Origin of the sequence: Mucilaginibacter pineti, from assembly GCF_900101875.1 — a bacterium.
Taxonomy (GTDB): Bacteria; Bacteroidota; Bacteroidia; order Sphingobacteriales; family Sphingobacteriaceae; genus Mucilaginibacter; species Mucilaginibacter pineti.
This window is the reverse complement of record NZ_FNAI01000007.1, coordinates 85,461-101,002: the sequence shown is the minus strand read 5'-3', so window position 1 is coordinate 101,002 and position 15,542 is coordinate 85,461. Positions and strand designations below refer to the sequence as shown.

Annotated in this window: 14 protein-coding genes; 5 read left to right on the top strand and 9 right to left on the bottom strand. The window is 42.4% G+C overall.

Features of this window, described 5'->3' with window-relative positions:
- The first annotated feature begins 3 nt into the window (after positions 1 to 3).
- Positions 4 to 1,164: a PepSY-associated TM helix domain-containing protein gene (locus BLS59_RS15975; RefSeq protein ID WP_091150396.1), complete on the top strand. Its 1,161-nt coding sequence runs from the start codon at positions 4 to 6 to the stop codon at positions 1,162 to 1,164.
- A 136-nt stretch (positions 1,165 to 1,300) separates the two neighbouring features.
- On the opposite strand, the gene BLS59_RS15970 is transcribed toward BLS59_RS15975, so the two are convergent.
- The 7 genes from BLS59_RS15970 to BLS59_RS15940 form a co-directional block, all read right to left on the bottom strand.
- Positions 1,301 to 2,329, bottom strand: a complete 1,029-nt coding sequence (locus BLS59_RS15970; protein WP_091150395.1) for a ferredoxin--NADP reductase — start codon at positions 2,327 to 2,329, stop codon at positions 1,301 to 1,303.
- 70 nt (positions 2,330 to 2,399) lie between these two features.
- Positions 2,400 to 3,011, bottom strand: coding sequence for a superoxide dismutase (locus BLS59_RS15965; protein ID WP_091150393.1), 612 nt, complete (start codon positions 3,009 to 3,011; stop codon positions 2,400 to 2,402).
- A 185-nt stretch (positions 3,012 to 3,196) separates the two neighbouring features.
- On the bottom strand, positions 3,197 to 3,673 hold the full coding sequence (locus tag BLS59_RS15960) for a nucleoside deaminase (protein ID WP_091150391.1): 477 nt from the start codon (positions 3,671 to 3,673) through the stop codon (positions 3,197 to 3,199).
- Positions 3,674 to 4,009, bottom strand: a complete 336-nt coding sequence (locus BLS59_RS15955) for a tRNA-binding protein (protein ID WP_091150390.1) — start codon at positions 4,007 to 4,009, stop codon at positions 3,674 to 3,676. It abuts the gene before it with no gap.
- Positions 4,010 to 4,152: 143 nt separating this feature from the next.
- Entirely contained in the window at positions 4,153 to 5,703 is a 1,551-nt protein-coding gene (locus tag BLS59_RS15950) for an Rne/Rng family ribonuclease (protein ID WP_091150388.1), read from the bottom strand.
- A 233-nt stretch (positions 5,704 to 5,936) separates the two neighbouring features.
- Positions 5,937 to 6,785, bottom strand: a complete 849-nt coding sequence (locus tag BLS59_RS15945) for a tetratricopeptide repeat protein (RefSeq protein WP_091150386.1) — start codon at positions 6,783 to 6,785, stop codon at positions 5,937 to 5,939.
- A gap of 11 nt (positions 6,786 to 6,796) precedes the next feature.
- A complete protein-coding gene (locus BLS59_RS15940; protein ID WP_076378439.1) occupies positions 6,797 to 7,090 on the bottom strand; it encodes an HU family DNA-binding protein in 294 nt (97 codons plus the stop codon).
- Between the two features lie 583 nt (positions 7,091 to 7,673).
- Here BLS59_RS15940 and mutY point away from each other — a divergent pair.
- On the top strand, positions 7,674 to 8,720 hold the full coding sequence (gene mutY / locus BLS59_RS15935) for an A/G-specific adenine glycosylase (RefSeq protein ID WP_091150384.1): 1,047 nt from the start codon (positions 7,674 to 7,676) through the stop codon (positions 8,718 to 8,720).
- Positions 8,721 to 8,744: 24 nt separating this feature from the next.
- Positions 8,745 to 9,164, top strand: coding sequence for a single-stranded DNA-binding protein (locus tag BLS59_RS15930; RefSeq protein ID WP_091150383.1), 420 nt, complete (start codon positions 8,745 to 8,747; stop codon positions 9,162 to 9,164).
- A gap of 92 nt (positions 9,165 to 9,256) precedes the next feature.
- Here BLS59_RS15930 and BLS59_RS15925 read toward each other — a convergent pair whose 3' ends face one another.
- Complete coding sequence (locus tag BLS59_RS15925; protein ID WP_091150381.1) at positions 9,257 to 11,431, bottom strand: S9 family peptidase; 2,175 nt, start codon at positions 11,429 to 11,431, stop codon at positions 9,257 to 9,259.
- Between the two features lie 106 nt (positions 11,432 to 11,537).
- On the opposite strand from BLS59_RS15925, the gene BLS59_RS15920 reads away from it, so the two are divergent.
- Positions 11,538 to 13,067: a serine hydrolase gene (locus BLS59_RS15920; protein WP_091150379.1), complete on the top strand. Its 1,530-nt coding sequence runs from the start codon at positions 11,538 to 11,540 to the stop codon at positions 13,065 to 13,067.
- 124 nt (positions 13,068 to 13,191) lie between these two features.
- On the opposite strand, the gene BLS59_RS32800 is transcribed toward BLS59_RS15920, so the two are convergent.
- Entirely contained in the window at positions 13,192 to 13,503 is a 312-nt protein-coding gene (locus BLS59_RS32800; RefSeq protein ID WP_091150378.1) for a hypothetical protein, read from the bottom strand.
- A gap of 166 nt (positions 13,504 to 13,669) precedes the next feature.
- Between BLS59_RS32800 and BLS59_RS15910 the strand changes: the two genes are divergently transcribed.
- On the top strand, positions 13,670 to 15,541 hold the full coding sequence (locus BLS59_RS15910) for a M61 family metallopeptidase (RefSeq protein ID WP_091150376.1): 1,872 nt from the start codon (positions 13,670 to 13,672) through the stop codon (positions 15,539 to 15,541).
- Position 15,542: the final 1 nt, after the last annotated feature.

The following is a 15,542-nucleotide window of genomic DNA, read 5'->3' as shown; positions in this document are numbered from 1 at the left end:
TATATGACGAGGTTTAAGAAAACCATACTATTTATACATCGCTGGCTCGGATTCATATCCGGGCTTGTGGTGTTTATAGTAAGCATCACCGGTTGCATATTTTGTTTTCAGGATGAGATACAGGATCTTATTCATGATTACCGCAAAGTAGAGGTACAATACAAACCTTACTTGGCCCCATCCCTGCTTAAAGCAGAGGCGCTGAAGGGCAGAAAAGGAGCAACTGCCAGCTATATTTATTATTATGGAGCCAACCGTCCTGCCGGCGTACTGGTTAACCTGCCTAAAGACCAAATGGTATACGTGTACCTTAACCCGTATACAGGAAAGATAACCGCAACAGAGAACCCGGCCCGCAACTTCTTTATCATTGTTGAATATATTCACCTTTACCTGTTGCTACCGCCTAAAATTGGCGGTATGATAGTAGGTATATCAGTAATTATTTTTGTGGTGCTCATGATAACGGGTATAGTATTATGGTGGCCCAAACGCAAAAGCGACCGTAAGCGCAGTTTTAACATTAAATGGAATGGCCGCTGGCGCAGGATAAACTACGACCTGCATAATGTACTGGGTTTTTACGCCACCGGTATTGCCATAATACTGGCTTTTACAGGTCTGTCTATCGCGTTTGATTGGATGCGTGAGGGTATTTACACTACCGCCAATTTGGGTAAGGTTTATCCGTCGGAAAAGATTACCCCTAAGTCCGATTCGTTATTGAAAACAAAGGTTGATAACCGTTTTATTATTGATGAAGCCTTTGCCGTGGCGCAGGCCAAATCACCGTCGGCAGAAATGTTTTTGATCTATGATGACGCAAGTGTTGCCGGAACGGTGGGCATTACCGCTTTTGCTCAAAGTCTGCACTATTATAAAAGCGACGAGTATCTCTTTGAGAAATATACAGGCAAGCTATTAAAGCAAACCACGCATGCGCAAAAAAGCCCCGGTTTAAAAATGAACGACATGAATTATGATTTGCATGTAGGGCAGGTATTGGGCTTCACAGGTAAGATCATCGCGTTTTTAGCCAGCCTCATTTGCGCAAGTTTACCAATAACAGGATTCATCATTTGGCTTGGTAAACGCAAAAAATCAAAATCAAAAAAGGTAAAGGAAGTTGTGCACAGGCGGGTAGTGAGGCAACACTTGAGTTGATGAAAGTATCGACAAAATAATCACTTGTCATCCTGAGCGGAGCGAAGGATCTGTATGCGATTTACAATGTTGATATGCACAGTTGCGAATAGATGCTTCACTATCGTTCAGCATGACAAGTTTATTTAAGGAAAAATTACTCTCCAAACGTAACTACCACATCACCGCTTACCGGGTGCCCGGTACAAGTCAGGATCCAGCCATCGGCAATGTCTGTATCGGTCAATACATCGTTTTTGACCATTTCTATTTTGCCCGAGACACATTTCGCCGCACAGCTGGAACAAACACCGTTACGGCAGCTATAAGGCAGCGAAATTCCATTCTGAAGCGCGGCCTGCAGTATCGATTGGTTTTCACCAACAACAAAGTCATGCAGCTCATTCCTGAACTTTATTTTAATGTTACGGGGTGGAAAGTTTATGGAGGTGCCTGTAACCGTAACCGTTTCGATTACAAAATTCTCTCTTCGGATCTGCCGGGGCAATACGCCCATAAAAACAAGATCAAAGCGAATCATACGCATATAGGAGAAAGGGCCGCATAAATAAAATTCTGCTGACGTTAAATCCCCTTTTACAATTTTTCGGGTTAGCTGCTCTACCTTATCGGGATTAAGACGGTTAGCCTCGCTGCTTAGCAGGTGAATAATCTTAAACCTTCCCGGATTTTTCGCTTCAAGCTTTATTAACTCTTCTTTAAATAAAACAGATCCTGCGTTCTGGTTACTGTAGATAAGCGTAAGCCTGCTTTTGCCGGGACGGTTTAGCACATATTTAATTTGCGAAAATATGGGCGTAATGCCAGTGCCGCCAGCAAACAGCAAAATATCCTTCTCATGCTGATAATTGCTTATAGTAAACCGCCCAGTCGGTGCCAGCGCATTCAGTACATTACCAGGTTTCATTTTGGTAAGCATAAAACGCGAGATCTCGCCGTTGGTGATACGTTTTATGGTGATAGCAAGCTGATCTTCATCTGGTGAAGAACTTAAGGAATACGACCTCCTGATCTCCTCATTACCGTGATTGAAAATTAGGGTTAAAAACTGACCAGCTTTATAAATAATTGACTGCCCCGATACTTCGCTCAAGTAAAACGTAGCAGTATCGGGTGTTTCCCATTTTATTTCTTCAACCCTCAGCTTTAGAATATCTTCGGTCATAAACTATTCTTATTTCACAAAAAAGCGGCAGGATATTTACATCCTGCCGCTTTTTTATAACTTAATTGAATTAAGCAATAGCTTTTGTGTAAAGCTCGGCAACGTGTGCCCAGTTAATTACACTCCAGATACCGGCCAGGTAATCCGGACGACGGTTTTGATATTTTAAGTAGTAAGCATGCTCCCAAACGTCGATACCTAAAATTGGCGTACCTTTTACTTCGGCAATATCCATTAATGGATTATCCTGGTTAGGGGTTGATGAAACAACCAGTTTTTTATCGGCAGTAACAACAAGCCATGCCCAGCCGGATCCGAAACGTGTTGCACCAGCTTCGTTCACTTTAGTTTTTAAATCTGCAACCGAACCAAAAGTACTTTTGATAGCATCAGCTAAAGCACCTGTAGGCTCGCCGCCACCGTTTGGCGAAAGCAATGTCCAAAATAAAGAGTGGTTATAATGACCACCGCCATTGTTGCGTACAGCCGGCGCAAATTTTGAAATATTTTTAATGATATCCTCAATGCTGCTATCAGCTTCGGGTTTACCTTCAAGGGCCTTGTTTAAGTTAGTTACGTAAGCCTGGTGATGTTTACCATGGTGAATTTCCATAGTCAGTTTATCAATGTGCGGTTCCAATGCATCTGTAGCGTAGGATAACGCCGGTAGTGTGAATGCCATAATTATTTTTTTAAAGTTTAATTATTGTGATGAACAAATATAAGAGTTGATTTAGCTTTTTGTTCTAAAAATATTGTCAGGGGTTTGTATTACTTCGTGGTTCATTGGTTTATTAGTTCAATTGTTCATTAGTGGTACACTTAACCTTTATTGTGAACTATTGACCATCAACTATTATTCATGAATTATAGTCTGTTCCGCTTCGCCTTAAAAAAATTCTTCACCAGGTCGGCACATTCGTTTTCTCGGATACCTCCGGTGATAACAGTTTTGGGATGGGTTATTTTTTGATTAAGCCTGCCGAAACCGAGTTTTGTATCATATGCCCCAAAAACTATCCTGCTCACCTGAAACCAGTACGATGCCCCGGCACACATAACGCAGGGCTCCATCGTTACATAAAGCGTACAGCCCTGCAGGTATTTGCCGCCCATTGAATTGGCAGCCGCGGTAAGCGCCTGCATTTCAGCATGGGCCGATACATCTGTAAGGCGCTCGGTAAGGTTATGGCCGCGACCGATGATCTTGCCATTGTAAGTAACTATGGCTCCAATGGGTATCTCGTCTTCTTCAAGAGCATAGCGGGCCTCTTTTAACGCCTCGCCCATAAAGAAATCATCGGGAGATATAGCCGGTGCGTCCTCGAAGTTTATATATCGCATTTATATCAGTTTGCTGCCGTTTGGCACGGGTTTATCAATAGCAGTTAAAACAATATCGCCGTTGGCATCGGCAAAGCCGGTAACCAAAAATTCCGACATAAAATTGGCTATCTGCTTTTTTGGGAAATTTATAACGCCTACAATTTGCCGGCCGGGTAATTCATCTAAAGTATAATGCTTAGTGACTTGCGCACTTGACCATTTTATCCCAAACTCACCAAAATCAACCCTTAATTTATAGGCCGGTTTGCGTGCCCCGGGGAAATCTGTAGCTTCCAGAATAGTACCAACCCTAAGCTCCACTTGCTCAAAATCATGCCAGGTTATAGTTTCCATGGGGCAAAGGTAATAATTTGATGTGCAGGTTTTTCGATTACAGATTTCAGATGTGCAAATATGCAGATGAAAAAAGGGTACAAACAAAATGTGCAGATGCTTTTTAAAACATCTGCACATCTGTAATTTGCATATCTGCAAATCTAAAGCTTAATCTCTTCGTCTTTACTGGAGAAGAAATGGAACTCGGTGATCTGGTAGGCGGGGTTGCTTTTAACCTTTATCCACTGACCATATTTTACAAACCACTTCATTTGGCGGTTGTAGATACCTTTTTTAATGTAAGCTTCAATATACGGGTGCACGCATAGGGTTATCCCCTTTTCGTTTTGCTCATCCAATATATAATTGAAGTTATTTTCAATATCGTCCAATAACAAAATTGTTGGCCTTATGGTACCGGTACCATTACAGGTTGGGCAAACTTCGCTGGTAACAATATTCATTTCGGGCCTAACGCGCTGACGGGTAATTTGCACTAAACCAAATTTACTTGGAGGTAAAATGGTGTGCTTTGCCCTGTCGTACTGCATTTCGGCACGTAAATAATCAAACAGCTCCTTGCGGTTTTGCGGTTTGTGCATGTCGATGAAATCGATAACAACAATACCGCCCATATCGCGCAGGCGCAGCTGGCGGGCAATTTCTTTAGCCGCCTCCTTATTTACCTGATAAGCGTTCTCTTCCTGGTTTTCTTTACTGGCTGTACGGTTACCGCTGTTTACGTCGATAACGTGTAATGCCTCTGTATGTTCAATAACCAAGTAAGCGCCGCCGGCAAGGTTTACGGTTTTACCAAATGCTCCCTTAATCTGTTTATCAACGCCAAAATGTTCAAATATAGGCTCCTTATGCTTGTGCATACGAACTATACTTTCCATATCGGGCGATATTTCATGGATGTATGATCGAATTTCTTCAAACATACCGTTATCATTTACGTAGATGTGCTGAAAATCAGGATTCAAAATATCCCTAAGGATAGTTGATGTACGCCCAATTTCGCCTAAAACCTTTTTTGAAGGCTCAATAGACGGCAACCTGGTAATGAAAACTTCCCACTTTGATATCAGATCAAGCAGATCTTTTTGTAATTCCTCAACTCCTTTGCCTTCAGATACCGTTCGGATTATCACCCCAAAGTGCTTTGGCTTAATGCTTTCAACAACCTTACGCAGGCGGTTACGTTCTGTATTGCTCTTTATCTTTTTTGATATCGAGATAGCTTCCGAAAAGGGAACTAATACTACATAACGTCCGGCTATGGATAGGTCGGAACTTAAGCGTGGTCCTTTGGTTGATATAGGTTCCTTAGCTATTTGTACGGGTATAAGTTGGTTTTTTGATAATAACTCAGAGATCTTGCCTCCTTTATTAATATCTGCTTCCAGCTTAAAGCCATCCAAAAGCTTTGACTGATATCCCCCGCTACGCACTTGCTTGGTAAGCTTTAACAGGCTTTGCACCTGCGGCCCAAGATCAAGATAATGCAAAAAGGCATCCTTCTCATAGCCAACATCAACAAACGCTGCATTTAAGCTGGGCATAATTTTTTTTATGCGCCCAAGATAAATATCACCAACAGTGTAATTATTGCTGGTATGTTCTTTATGAAGCTCTACGAGTTGTTTGTCCTGTAATAATGCAATGGTAGCCCCATTGGGGGATGAATCGATAATTAATTCTTTTATCAACTGCTACTCCATTTCTTAAAACGGCTTAAACCGTATGTAAATAAGTGGGTAAAAAAACACTAATAATAAAAAGTTACCCGCCTTTAATAAAGGCAGGTAAAATCTGCTAAAACTTAAGCAGCTTATTTCTTTTTATGTCTGTTTTTTCTTAAACGCTTTTTGCGTTTGTGGGTAGCCATTTTGTGTCTTTTACGTTTTTTACCGCTCGGCATAATAATAATTTTTAAATGTGATTAGTTCCTTAATTCCTTTATGTATTCGTCAATTTTCTGCCCAAACGTGGGGTCGGGCATCATTTCTTTGCATTTTTGGTAAGCGTCTATAGCTTCCTTTTTCATGCCCAGTTGTTTGTAGCTTTCTGCCAGGTAAAATGTTGGCTCAAGCTCTGTTTTTTGGGCAAGTAATGTTTTAAACCTTGCAACTGCTTTTTCGTACTGTCCAGATTTCATGGCAAACATTCCTAAATTGAGGTTTGCATTCCAATTGTTCGGGTCCTTTTTTACTACTTCAAGCAGCAAGGCAATACCTTGCATTGGGCCGGCAGCGCCATTTACGTACGCAATGCCTAATCCTGTTTTGCCCTCAAGGCTTTCAGGGGTTAACTTTAAGGCGCTTTGAAAAGCCTCTGCAGCACTGGTTACAAATGCCGGCTGCAATAAAGTATCCTGTGTAAGTTTGTATGCATCATTAAAACGATTACCTGCATTTAACCAATCCTGGGCTTTATTATCTTTTCGGGCCAAGGCCTGGTAGTAAAATGCCGCCGGTGCGGGCTGGTTAACATCATCCCACTGTGCGGCCAGTTGCTGTTGCAGCTTGGCGGCACCGGTGCCTGATGCATTTTTTAATTGCCCTTCAAGGTCGTTTATCTTTGCCGCTAAAGCTGCCCCAATTGCTGCTTTGGCCGGCGCCGATACCATATCAACTGTTACTGCAGTGGCCGCCTTGCGGTTTCCTGTCATAACATTTGTTTTATCGCTTTTTGCCTCTTTGGGTTTTATCAAACCTTTAACAGGTAAATTGTACAAATAGCCCATAATAGCCAAAACTACCACACCAACTGCTATTTGTTTTTTCTGCATGCTCTGAAAAATTATTTGCTTGTTTTGTTACCTGTTTTAACTTTTTCAACAAAAGTTTTTGCTGGTTTAAAGCTTGGCACAAAATGCTCTGGAATGATGATGGCAGTATTCTTTGAAATGTTACGTGCTGTCTTTTTCGCTCTTTTCTTAACTACAAAACTTCCAAATCCTCTAACATAAACATTTTCGCCACCTACCATTGAGCTTTTAACAACTTTAAAAAACGCCTCAACAGTTTCCTGCACGTCTACTTTCTCGATACCTGTCTTAGATGAGATTTCAGTTATAATTTCTGCCTTAGTCATATCTGATTTACTTTTATTTAATTATATAAATACTTAACTGTTTTGGGGTTGCAAAAGTATCGCTTTATAATTTATAAGCGAAATATTTAACAGATTTTTTTTGTTCAGTAGATAAATCAGGTATTATCGTTACAAAGTATAGACAATTAGCTCCGCTTACAACTTGAAGGAATGTGACTTTTAGAACACTTTCTGTAGGTATTTATTTGATTTTTGGGATACTCGGGATAGGTTAATTAATCAGGCCATTAAAAAGATAAACGATCAAAGCTGAGAGTAAAACGATTTCCTTTATTATGAATTTTAAAACGTTTATCTTGTAACATGGGCAATGCCTGCGGCCCGGGCTTTCCACTTATACTGCACAGGCCTTAGTCACAGGCCGGTATCCGTTTCAATCCCTATTGCGCTAAAGAGTAAAATGGGACGAGTAATAAAAGTTTTGATTGATGATTAGGCAGTTATGGTATAGATTTCATCTTCATACTCCTTTACTTTTATAAAATCTTTATTCCTTTATCCTTTCATCCTTATTCCAAAAGCCTTTCTCTCTTTACCTTTAACCTTCACTACATTTACACCAATGAATTTTACCGACGAACTGGTACAATGGTACCTGAGTAACAAGCGCGACCTTCCCTGGCGCAACACCACCAACGCCTATATTATATGGTTATCTGAAATAATCTTACAGCAAACGCGTGTAGAACAGGGCTTACCTTACTTTAACCGCTTTTTGGAAAAGTACCCAACCGTAACTGATTTTGCCGCCGCCCATGAGGATGAAGTGCTTAAACTTTGGCAGGGCCTTGGCTATTATTCACGCGGCCGCAATATGCTTAAAACTGCCCGGCTCGTGCAGGAACAATATAATGGCGTATTCCCCACCAGTTATGACGAACTTATAAAACTAAAAGGAATTGGCGAATACACGGCTGCAGCCATTGCATCCTTCTCGGCAAATGAAGCAAAGGCCGTTGTTGATGGCAATGTTTACCGTGTATTGGCCCGTTACTACGGCATTTTTGAGCCCATTAATTCAACCCAGGGAAAGAAAATATTCCAGTCGGCGGCAAGCGATTTGCTTAATAAGCAAAATCCCGCACTCCATAACCAGACCATGATGGAGTTTGGGGCGATGCTCTGTAAGCCCAAAAATCCCGCATGTGGAATTTGCCCGGTACGGGAAGGCTGCTATGCTTTCATCAATAATGCAACAACCGGCCTGCCTGTTAAATTGAATAAACTGAAAGTACGCGAGCGCTTTTTTAATTACTTTTTAGTAACCGATAGCAATACCATATTGATGAATAAACGCGGCGAAAACGACATTTGGGCGAATATGTACGACCTGCCGATGGTTGAAACCTCCGCTTTATTAAGCATAGATGAACTCATTCAGTTGCCGGAGGTTAAAACAATGTTTGGAAATAACCTGAACATAATTGAAGATTCACCCATACACAAGCATATCCTTACCCACCAGCGTTTGTTTGTCAGAATGATTAAAACCGATAATTACCCGGTTAATATGAACGAAAACTGGGCTTACTTTTCGGTTGAAAACCTGCAGGATCTGGCACTACCGAGAATTATTTTTATATTAATAAAAAATATTTTTAATTTGTAAAATAATTTTCCGTTAATTTATGGCATGTCTGGAATAAATAAAGTTATCCTTGTTGGCCATTTAGGCAAGGACCCTGAAGTTAGGAATTTAGAGGGCGGCGTATCAGTAACCAGTTTCCCATTAGCTACCTCCGAAACCTATAATAAAGATGGCCGCAAGGTTGAACAAACCGAATGGCATAACATAGTAATGTGGCGCGGACTGGCCGATATGGCCGCCAAATTTTTACAAAAAGGCAAACTGGTTTACATAGAAGGAAAGTTGCGCACCCGTTCATTTGAAGATAAAGAAGGCGTTAAAAAATACACTACCGAGGTAGTTGCCGAAAACTTTACCATGCTTGGCCGCAAAAGTGATTTTGACGACGAAATGCCCAAAAATGGCAAACAAAACGAATCGCAAAGCTATATGGAAGGAGCAGACAATCATAACCCAGCTTATTGATTAAAATTTACTAACCAATTATAAACAAAAAATCCCCTCGTAGTTTACGGGAGGATTTTTTTATTTGGTTGATTTAAGGTTATATCATTTGCCTATCTGCCACCCGGAGGGCAATGCTCCTTAAGGTATTTAGTGAACATGGTATGCAAGTGTAATACCGTTCCATCCCCTTCAAAAATACCATGTGTGCGGTTTGGGTAAGCCATCAGTTCAAACTGGCGATTATATTTTACCAGTTCATTTATCAGCTCTTCGGCATTTTTATAGTGCACGTTATCGTCGCCGGTACCGTGAATATATAGCAGGTTACCGCGCAGGTTCTTAGCATAGGTAATCGGCGATCCTTTTATAAACGCAGCGCGCCCTTCGTCATTAATGGGTACACCCATGTAGCGCTCCTGGTAAATATTATCGTAAGTTAATTGGTCGCCCACGGCTGCTACAGCTATACCAGTTTTATAAATGTCGGGGTATTGAAACAGCAGATTTAAAGTTGTTGAACCACCGCCGCTCCAGCCATGAACAGCTATGCGGGCTGAGTCAATAAAAGGCCATTTAATAATTTCCTTAGCCGCCATTGCCTGGTCGCGAATGTTTACAATGCCGATATTCTTATAAATTGCCTTGCGCCACGCAGTGCCTTTAGGAGCCGGAGCACCACGACCTTCAACAGCCATATAAATATATCCATCATCAGCCATACTGCCCACATACAGGCCGTTACGGCCCGCTCCCCAGCTGTCTGTAACAGTTTGTCCGGCGGGTTCACTGTAAACAGTAAATAAAACCGGGTATTTTTTAGTCGGATCAAAATTAGTTGGCTTTTTCATCCAGCCATCCATTTCAATGCCATCAACGGTTTTCACTTTAAAAAACTCAACCTTATTTTTGGCATCGGTATTTAAAGCAATGGTTGTGCCGCCAATGTGCTTGTGCTCCGGCAGGCTCACCACCTCACTTTGGGGTGGCGTGTAACTGTTTGAAAAATTATGCAGCGCCACCTTTCCATTGGGCGAAATATCATAACTATGCGTACCGGGCTCATCTGCCGGCGAAACGCGCTCGGCTTTACCGCCGCTTATTTTTATGCGGTACAGGTATTTCTGCGTAGCGTTATCCGGCGAAGCTATAAAGTAGATATTACCACCGGCATCGTCAATTAAATCAATGCTTATCACATCGTAATTGCCTTTAGTGATAAGGGTTTCCTTGCCTTCGCGGCTTATGCGATATATGTGTTTCCAGCCGTCTTTTTCACTTACCCATAAAAACTCTTTACCCTTGTTTACCCACTCCCAGCCCATTGGGTCGCCGCCATTCCAGCGTTCTTTGCCATCAATCCAGGCATTGCTTTTTTCCTCGCGGATGATACGGGTTGTACCGTTTGAAACATTACCAATAAAAACCCGGCTTTCGGTTTGCGCACGATTCAGTTGTTCCAGAATAATCTCGTTCGAGTTTAAAGTCCACTCCATACGGGGGATGTAATGCTGTATGGCATCGCCCGGCGTATTAATCCATTGCGTAGCGCCTGTACTAATATTTACAACGCCAACCTTGCATGAGCTTGGATCTTCGCCCGCAACCGGGTACTCAACAGGCACTACAAAAGGATAAATAGAATCTGTTGTGTTGAGCATCAGGTAGCTCTTTATTTTAGTAGCATCAATTTGCCAGTAGGCTATCGATTTACTATCCGGCGACCAGCGAAAACCATCGCGGCAGCCAAATTCTTCTTCATAGGCCCAGTCAAAAGTACCATTGATAATTTTTGCGGTACCATCTGTTGTTATTTGTTTAGCAGATCCATCAGCCAGGTCCTCTACATAAATATTATGACCGCTTACGTATGCCGCCTTGCTGCCATCGGGCGATAATTTGGCGAACATCAATGATGCAGAAGGCAGGCTTTTACCCAGCTGCCAAAGTTTTTTGGTATCGGTATCATACACCCAGTAATCGCCGCGGGTATCATAGCGCCACACCTTTTTTGTATTGGTGTTGATAAGCACTTTTTTGCCATCGGCAGATACCGTGAACCGCCTGATACCTATCGGCTTTCCACCCTGCGGGGTAATCATATCTTTGGTTATCCATACGGTTTTTTTGCTGGTATCGCGGGTATCCAATATGGTGATACCTCCGTTGGTAATTTTATAGTACTGGAAGCCGTCGCTTGTCCAATGCTGTTGGGCCTGCGCTAAATTCGCGCTAAAAGTGAACAAAACAAATACAAGAAAGGCCCACGCCGAACGGTTAAATTTCATATAATTATATTTTGAATTAAGAATACGGCGTTATTTAATAATTAAGCAATGCCGATGTAAATTTTGCGTTAAATTAGCATTTTTAAGACTGCCTAAATACCGTGTAATGAAAAAAATACTTCTACTGCTCATCGTTTGCATTTCATTAATTAATACCGCCAACGCCCAACATGCCGATAGAAGTAAGTTTATAAAGGATAGTCTTGATGTGTATATAAGCCGCGCCTTAACCAATTGGCGGGTTCCGGGCATAGCGGTTTGTATAGTAAAAGATAATAAAGTGGTGCTGATGAAGGGCTACGGTATCAAAGAATTGGGGCTCACAAACCCGGTAGATATCAATACCTTGTTTATGATTGGCAGCAACACCAAGGCCTTTACCGCTACTGCACTGGCTATGCTGCAAAGCAGCGGTAAACTATCACTTGATGAAAAGGTAACCAAATATATTCCCGAGTTTAAGCTGGTTGATAAACTGGCGGGAGAGCAAGCAATCGTAAAAGATCTGCTAAGCCACCGTTTGGGTTTCCAGACCTTTGAGGGCGATTTTACTTTTTATAATACCAACCTCAGCCGGAACGATGTAATACAAAGACTGGGCAAACTAAAGCCGGTATATCCCTTTCGCACGTATTTTGGTTATACCAACGCTGCATTTTTAACTGCCGGCGAAATCATCCCCCGTGTAGCGGGTAAACCCTGGGAGGCCTATTTAAAAGAAAATATTTTTGCACCGCTGGGTATGATCAATACACTTGCCTTATCGGCAGATATGCCCAAGGCTTTAAACCGGTCGGTACCACATACGCTTACCGATGGCAGGCTTACCGCCATCCCTTATTGCCAGGTAGACGCCCTTGCCCCGGCCGGCTCCATCAGTTCGTCTGTTAATGACATGAGTAAGTGGGTATTGGCCTTGTTAAACAACGGCAAGGTTGGCGCAAGGCAAGTGATTCCCGCCGCCGCTATTGAAGCCACAAGAGAACCGCAAACTATTGTTAGCAGCATTCGCCATTTAAATGATCAATACAATTATGAATTATATGGACTTGGCTGGTTTATACAAGATTATTTTAATCACCGTTTAATAATGCATACCGGTGGTATAAATGGCTTTGTATCATCGGTAACGTTGTCGCCATATGATAACCTGGGCATTATTATACTAACCAATACCGATCAAAACGAGCTGTATGAGTCGTTGCGGTGGGATATTCTGGACGCATTCTTTGGTCAGCCATTTCGTAATTACAGCGACGCGTATTTGAAAAGCTATAAGGCCGATGCCGCTGTTGAACAGGCAAAAGAAAAAAAACTCCGCGATTCGGTATTGCTTAACCTCCGCCCAATGTTGGCGGCAAATAAGTATACGGGGAAGTATATAAACGATTTTTATGGTAGTATGGAAGTTACCCAGGGCGAGAATAACGACCTGGAGATTCGCTTTGAGCATCACCCTAAAATGTTTGCCAAACTGCAACCATTGGGCGGCAACCGCTTTTTTGTAACATTCTCTGATCCTACACTGGGTAAAGCCGTTTTTCCGTTTACCGTACAAAACGGAAACGTTACAAGCGTAAGGGTTAAAGTGGCCGATTTTGTGGAAATGGCGCCTTATGATTTTAAGAAACAATAGTTCTGAGGTCGGTGGTCTGAGGTGTGTTTTCGGTGGTCTAAGTTCGGAATATAGGGTCGCGATAAAATTGGGGATATCCCATACAAACACCAGACCTCAGAAACCAGAACTCACACCACAGAAACTAAAACTTCAAATTTGATTTAAGCCATTGCTGCACATCTTCCTGGGTATGAATTTCGGGCGGCAGTTTATCGTGGATCAGTTTTTCCATTTTGTTGCCGGTGTTGGCAAAACGGTAGTCCCAAAGTATCATGAGCTTATTTATGAGGTAAACTACTTCATTACCCTCCTCCTTGGCAAAAGGTGTATTATCCGGCTTACCGTTTACGCGGGGGTCGTTTTGAGTATACGCGGTCCACTGGTAATCGGTGTAATGCAGGTTTCTTCTTGAAAAAAGGATCATGAGTTCAGTAATTTCTTTAAAGGTACGCATAATAAAACCCCTTTATTGGTAAAAGCCCTTTTTTAATAGCAGCCACAATAAACATTTATGAATCTAACATTAACAAAATATCAACTTTTATGCACAATAGTTGTATTTTGAAGCAAATATTTGTGCCCGATTAATTGTAATTTCATCGCGATTAAACATCAACTGCATGAAGAAACTATTTTTAATTGTTGCAGCATCGCTTTTTACAATTGCCGCCGCTGCCCAGGATGTGCAAAAGGCCATATATTATTCTATTTCGTTTCCAAATGCCGTACACCACGAGGCAGAAGTTACCATGACCATTCCACAGGCACCCTCCGGGCCTTTCAGGGTACGCATGAGCCGCTCGTCGGCCGGGCGGTATGCAACGCATGAATTTGGAAAAAACATTTATAATATACGGGTGACAGATATAGGCGGAAAAGCTATTCCCTTTATGCAGGTTGAGGGCGATGTATATGAAGTAGGCGAGCATCCCGAAAATCTTAAAATAAGCTATACCCTGTTTGGCAACTGGACGGACGGCACTTATACCAGCATAGACCCAAGCCATGCCCACTTGAACATGCCAGCCACCTTTATGTGGGTTATTGGTCAAAACCAAAGACCTGTTAAGTTTGAATTTAACGACCTGGACAAATACGGTTGGAAGGTTGCTACCCAGTTAAAGCATGAAGGAAACAACATTTACAGCGCGCCAAACCTTCAATATATGATGGATAGCCCTACCGAACTTTCGAACTATAAACTTACCAGCTGGGATATCAAGAACACCGACGGTAAAACTGAAAAGATAAAGCTGGCTATCCACTCAGATGACAACCAATTTATTGTAGACAATTTTGGCAAACTGATACAAAAAGTGGTACTGGAAGAAGAGGCCGTTTACGGCGAACTGCCCGCTTATGATTATGGCGAGTATACCTTTATTGCTGATATTAACCCGGCTGCCTCCGGCGATGGGATGGAGCATCGTAACTCTACCTGCATCACTACACCGGTACCAAAGGTTGATGGAATGGAAGACCGGCTGTTCGGTGTTTTTGCCCATGAATATTTTCACAGCTGGAATGTAAAGCGCATCCGCCCAAAATCATTGGAGCCCTTTAACTTTGAACACGCCAACATGAGCAGCGAACTTTGGTTTGCCGAAGGCTTCACCCAATATTACGGCGAAATGCTGCTCACCCGCGCCGGTTTTCGTACACTTGATGATTATACCAATACGCTGGCCGGCCTCGTAAACCAAGTGCTTAACACGCCTGGTGCAACAAAATACCCGGCAACGCAAATGAGCCGCTATTCGGTATTTGCCGATGCTGGTGTATCCACGGATCCAAACAATAATGTTAACGATTACACCAGCTATTATACCTACGGCGGCGCTATTGCTTTAGCACTTGACCTGCGCCTGCGCAGCGATTTTAATTTAACCCTTGATGATTACATGCGGCAGGTGTGGCTGGCACGAGGCAAGGTGATGAAGCCTTATACCATTTGGGATTTACAAACTGACCTGGCCAAAGTCACCAACAACTCTAAATTTGCTACCGATTTTTTTAAGCGCTACATTAATGGTACCGATAAAAACAACTACCAGGAACTATTGGCGAAGGCCGGCCTGGTATTACGCAAAACCCAGGCCGGCCAGGGATGGGCCGGACCATTATCCACAGCACCGGGTCGCGGACGGGCCGGAGTAGTACGCCAGATTGGTGCCGAAGGCTTGCCCCTGTTATCCGGCACCACTATAGAAACCCCCATTTACAAAGCAGGGCTTGACGCCGGTGATGTTATTTTAAAAGTTAACGGAGCCGACATCAACACCGAAAAATCATTTAACGACCAGCTTACAGATAAAAAACCCGGCGATAAGCTAACCGTAAATTATAAAAACAGAACCGGGCCACACGAAACAACCATTATATTAGAAGAATGTCCGTACTTTGAGGTTGTAACCTTTGAAAAGGTGGGTAAGCCCTTAAGTAAAGAGCAGGAAGCATTCCGCAATAATTGGTTACAGTCAAAAGTTAAGTAAC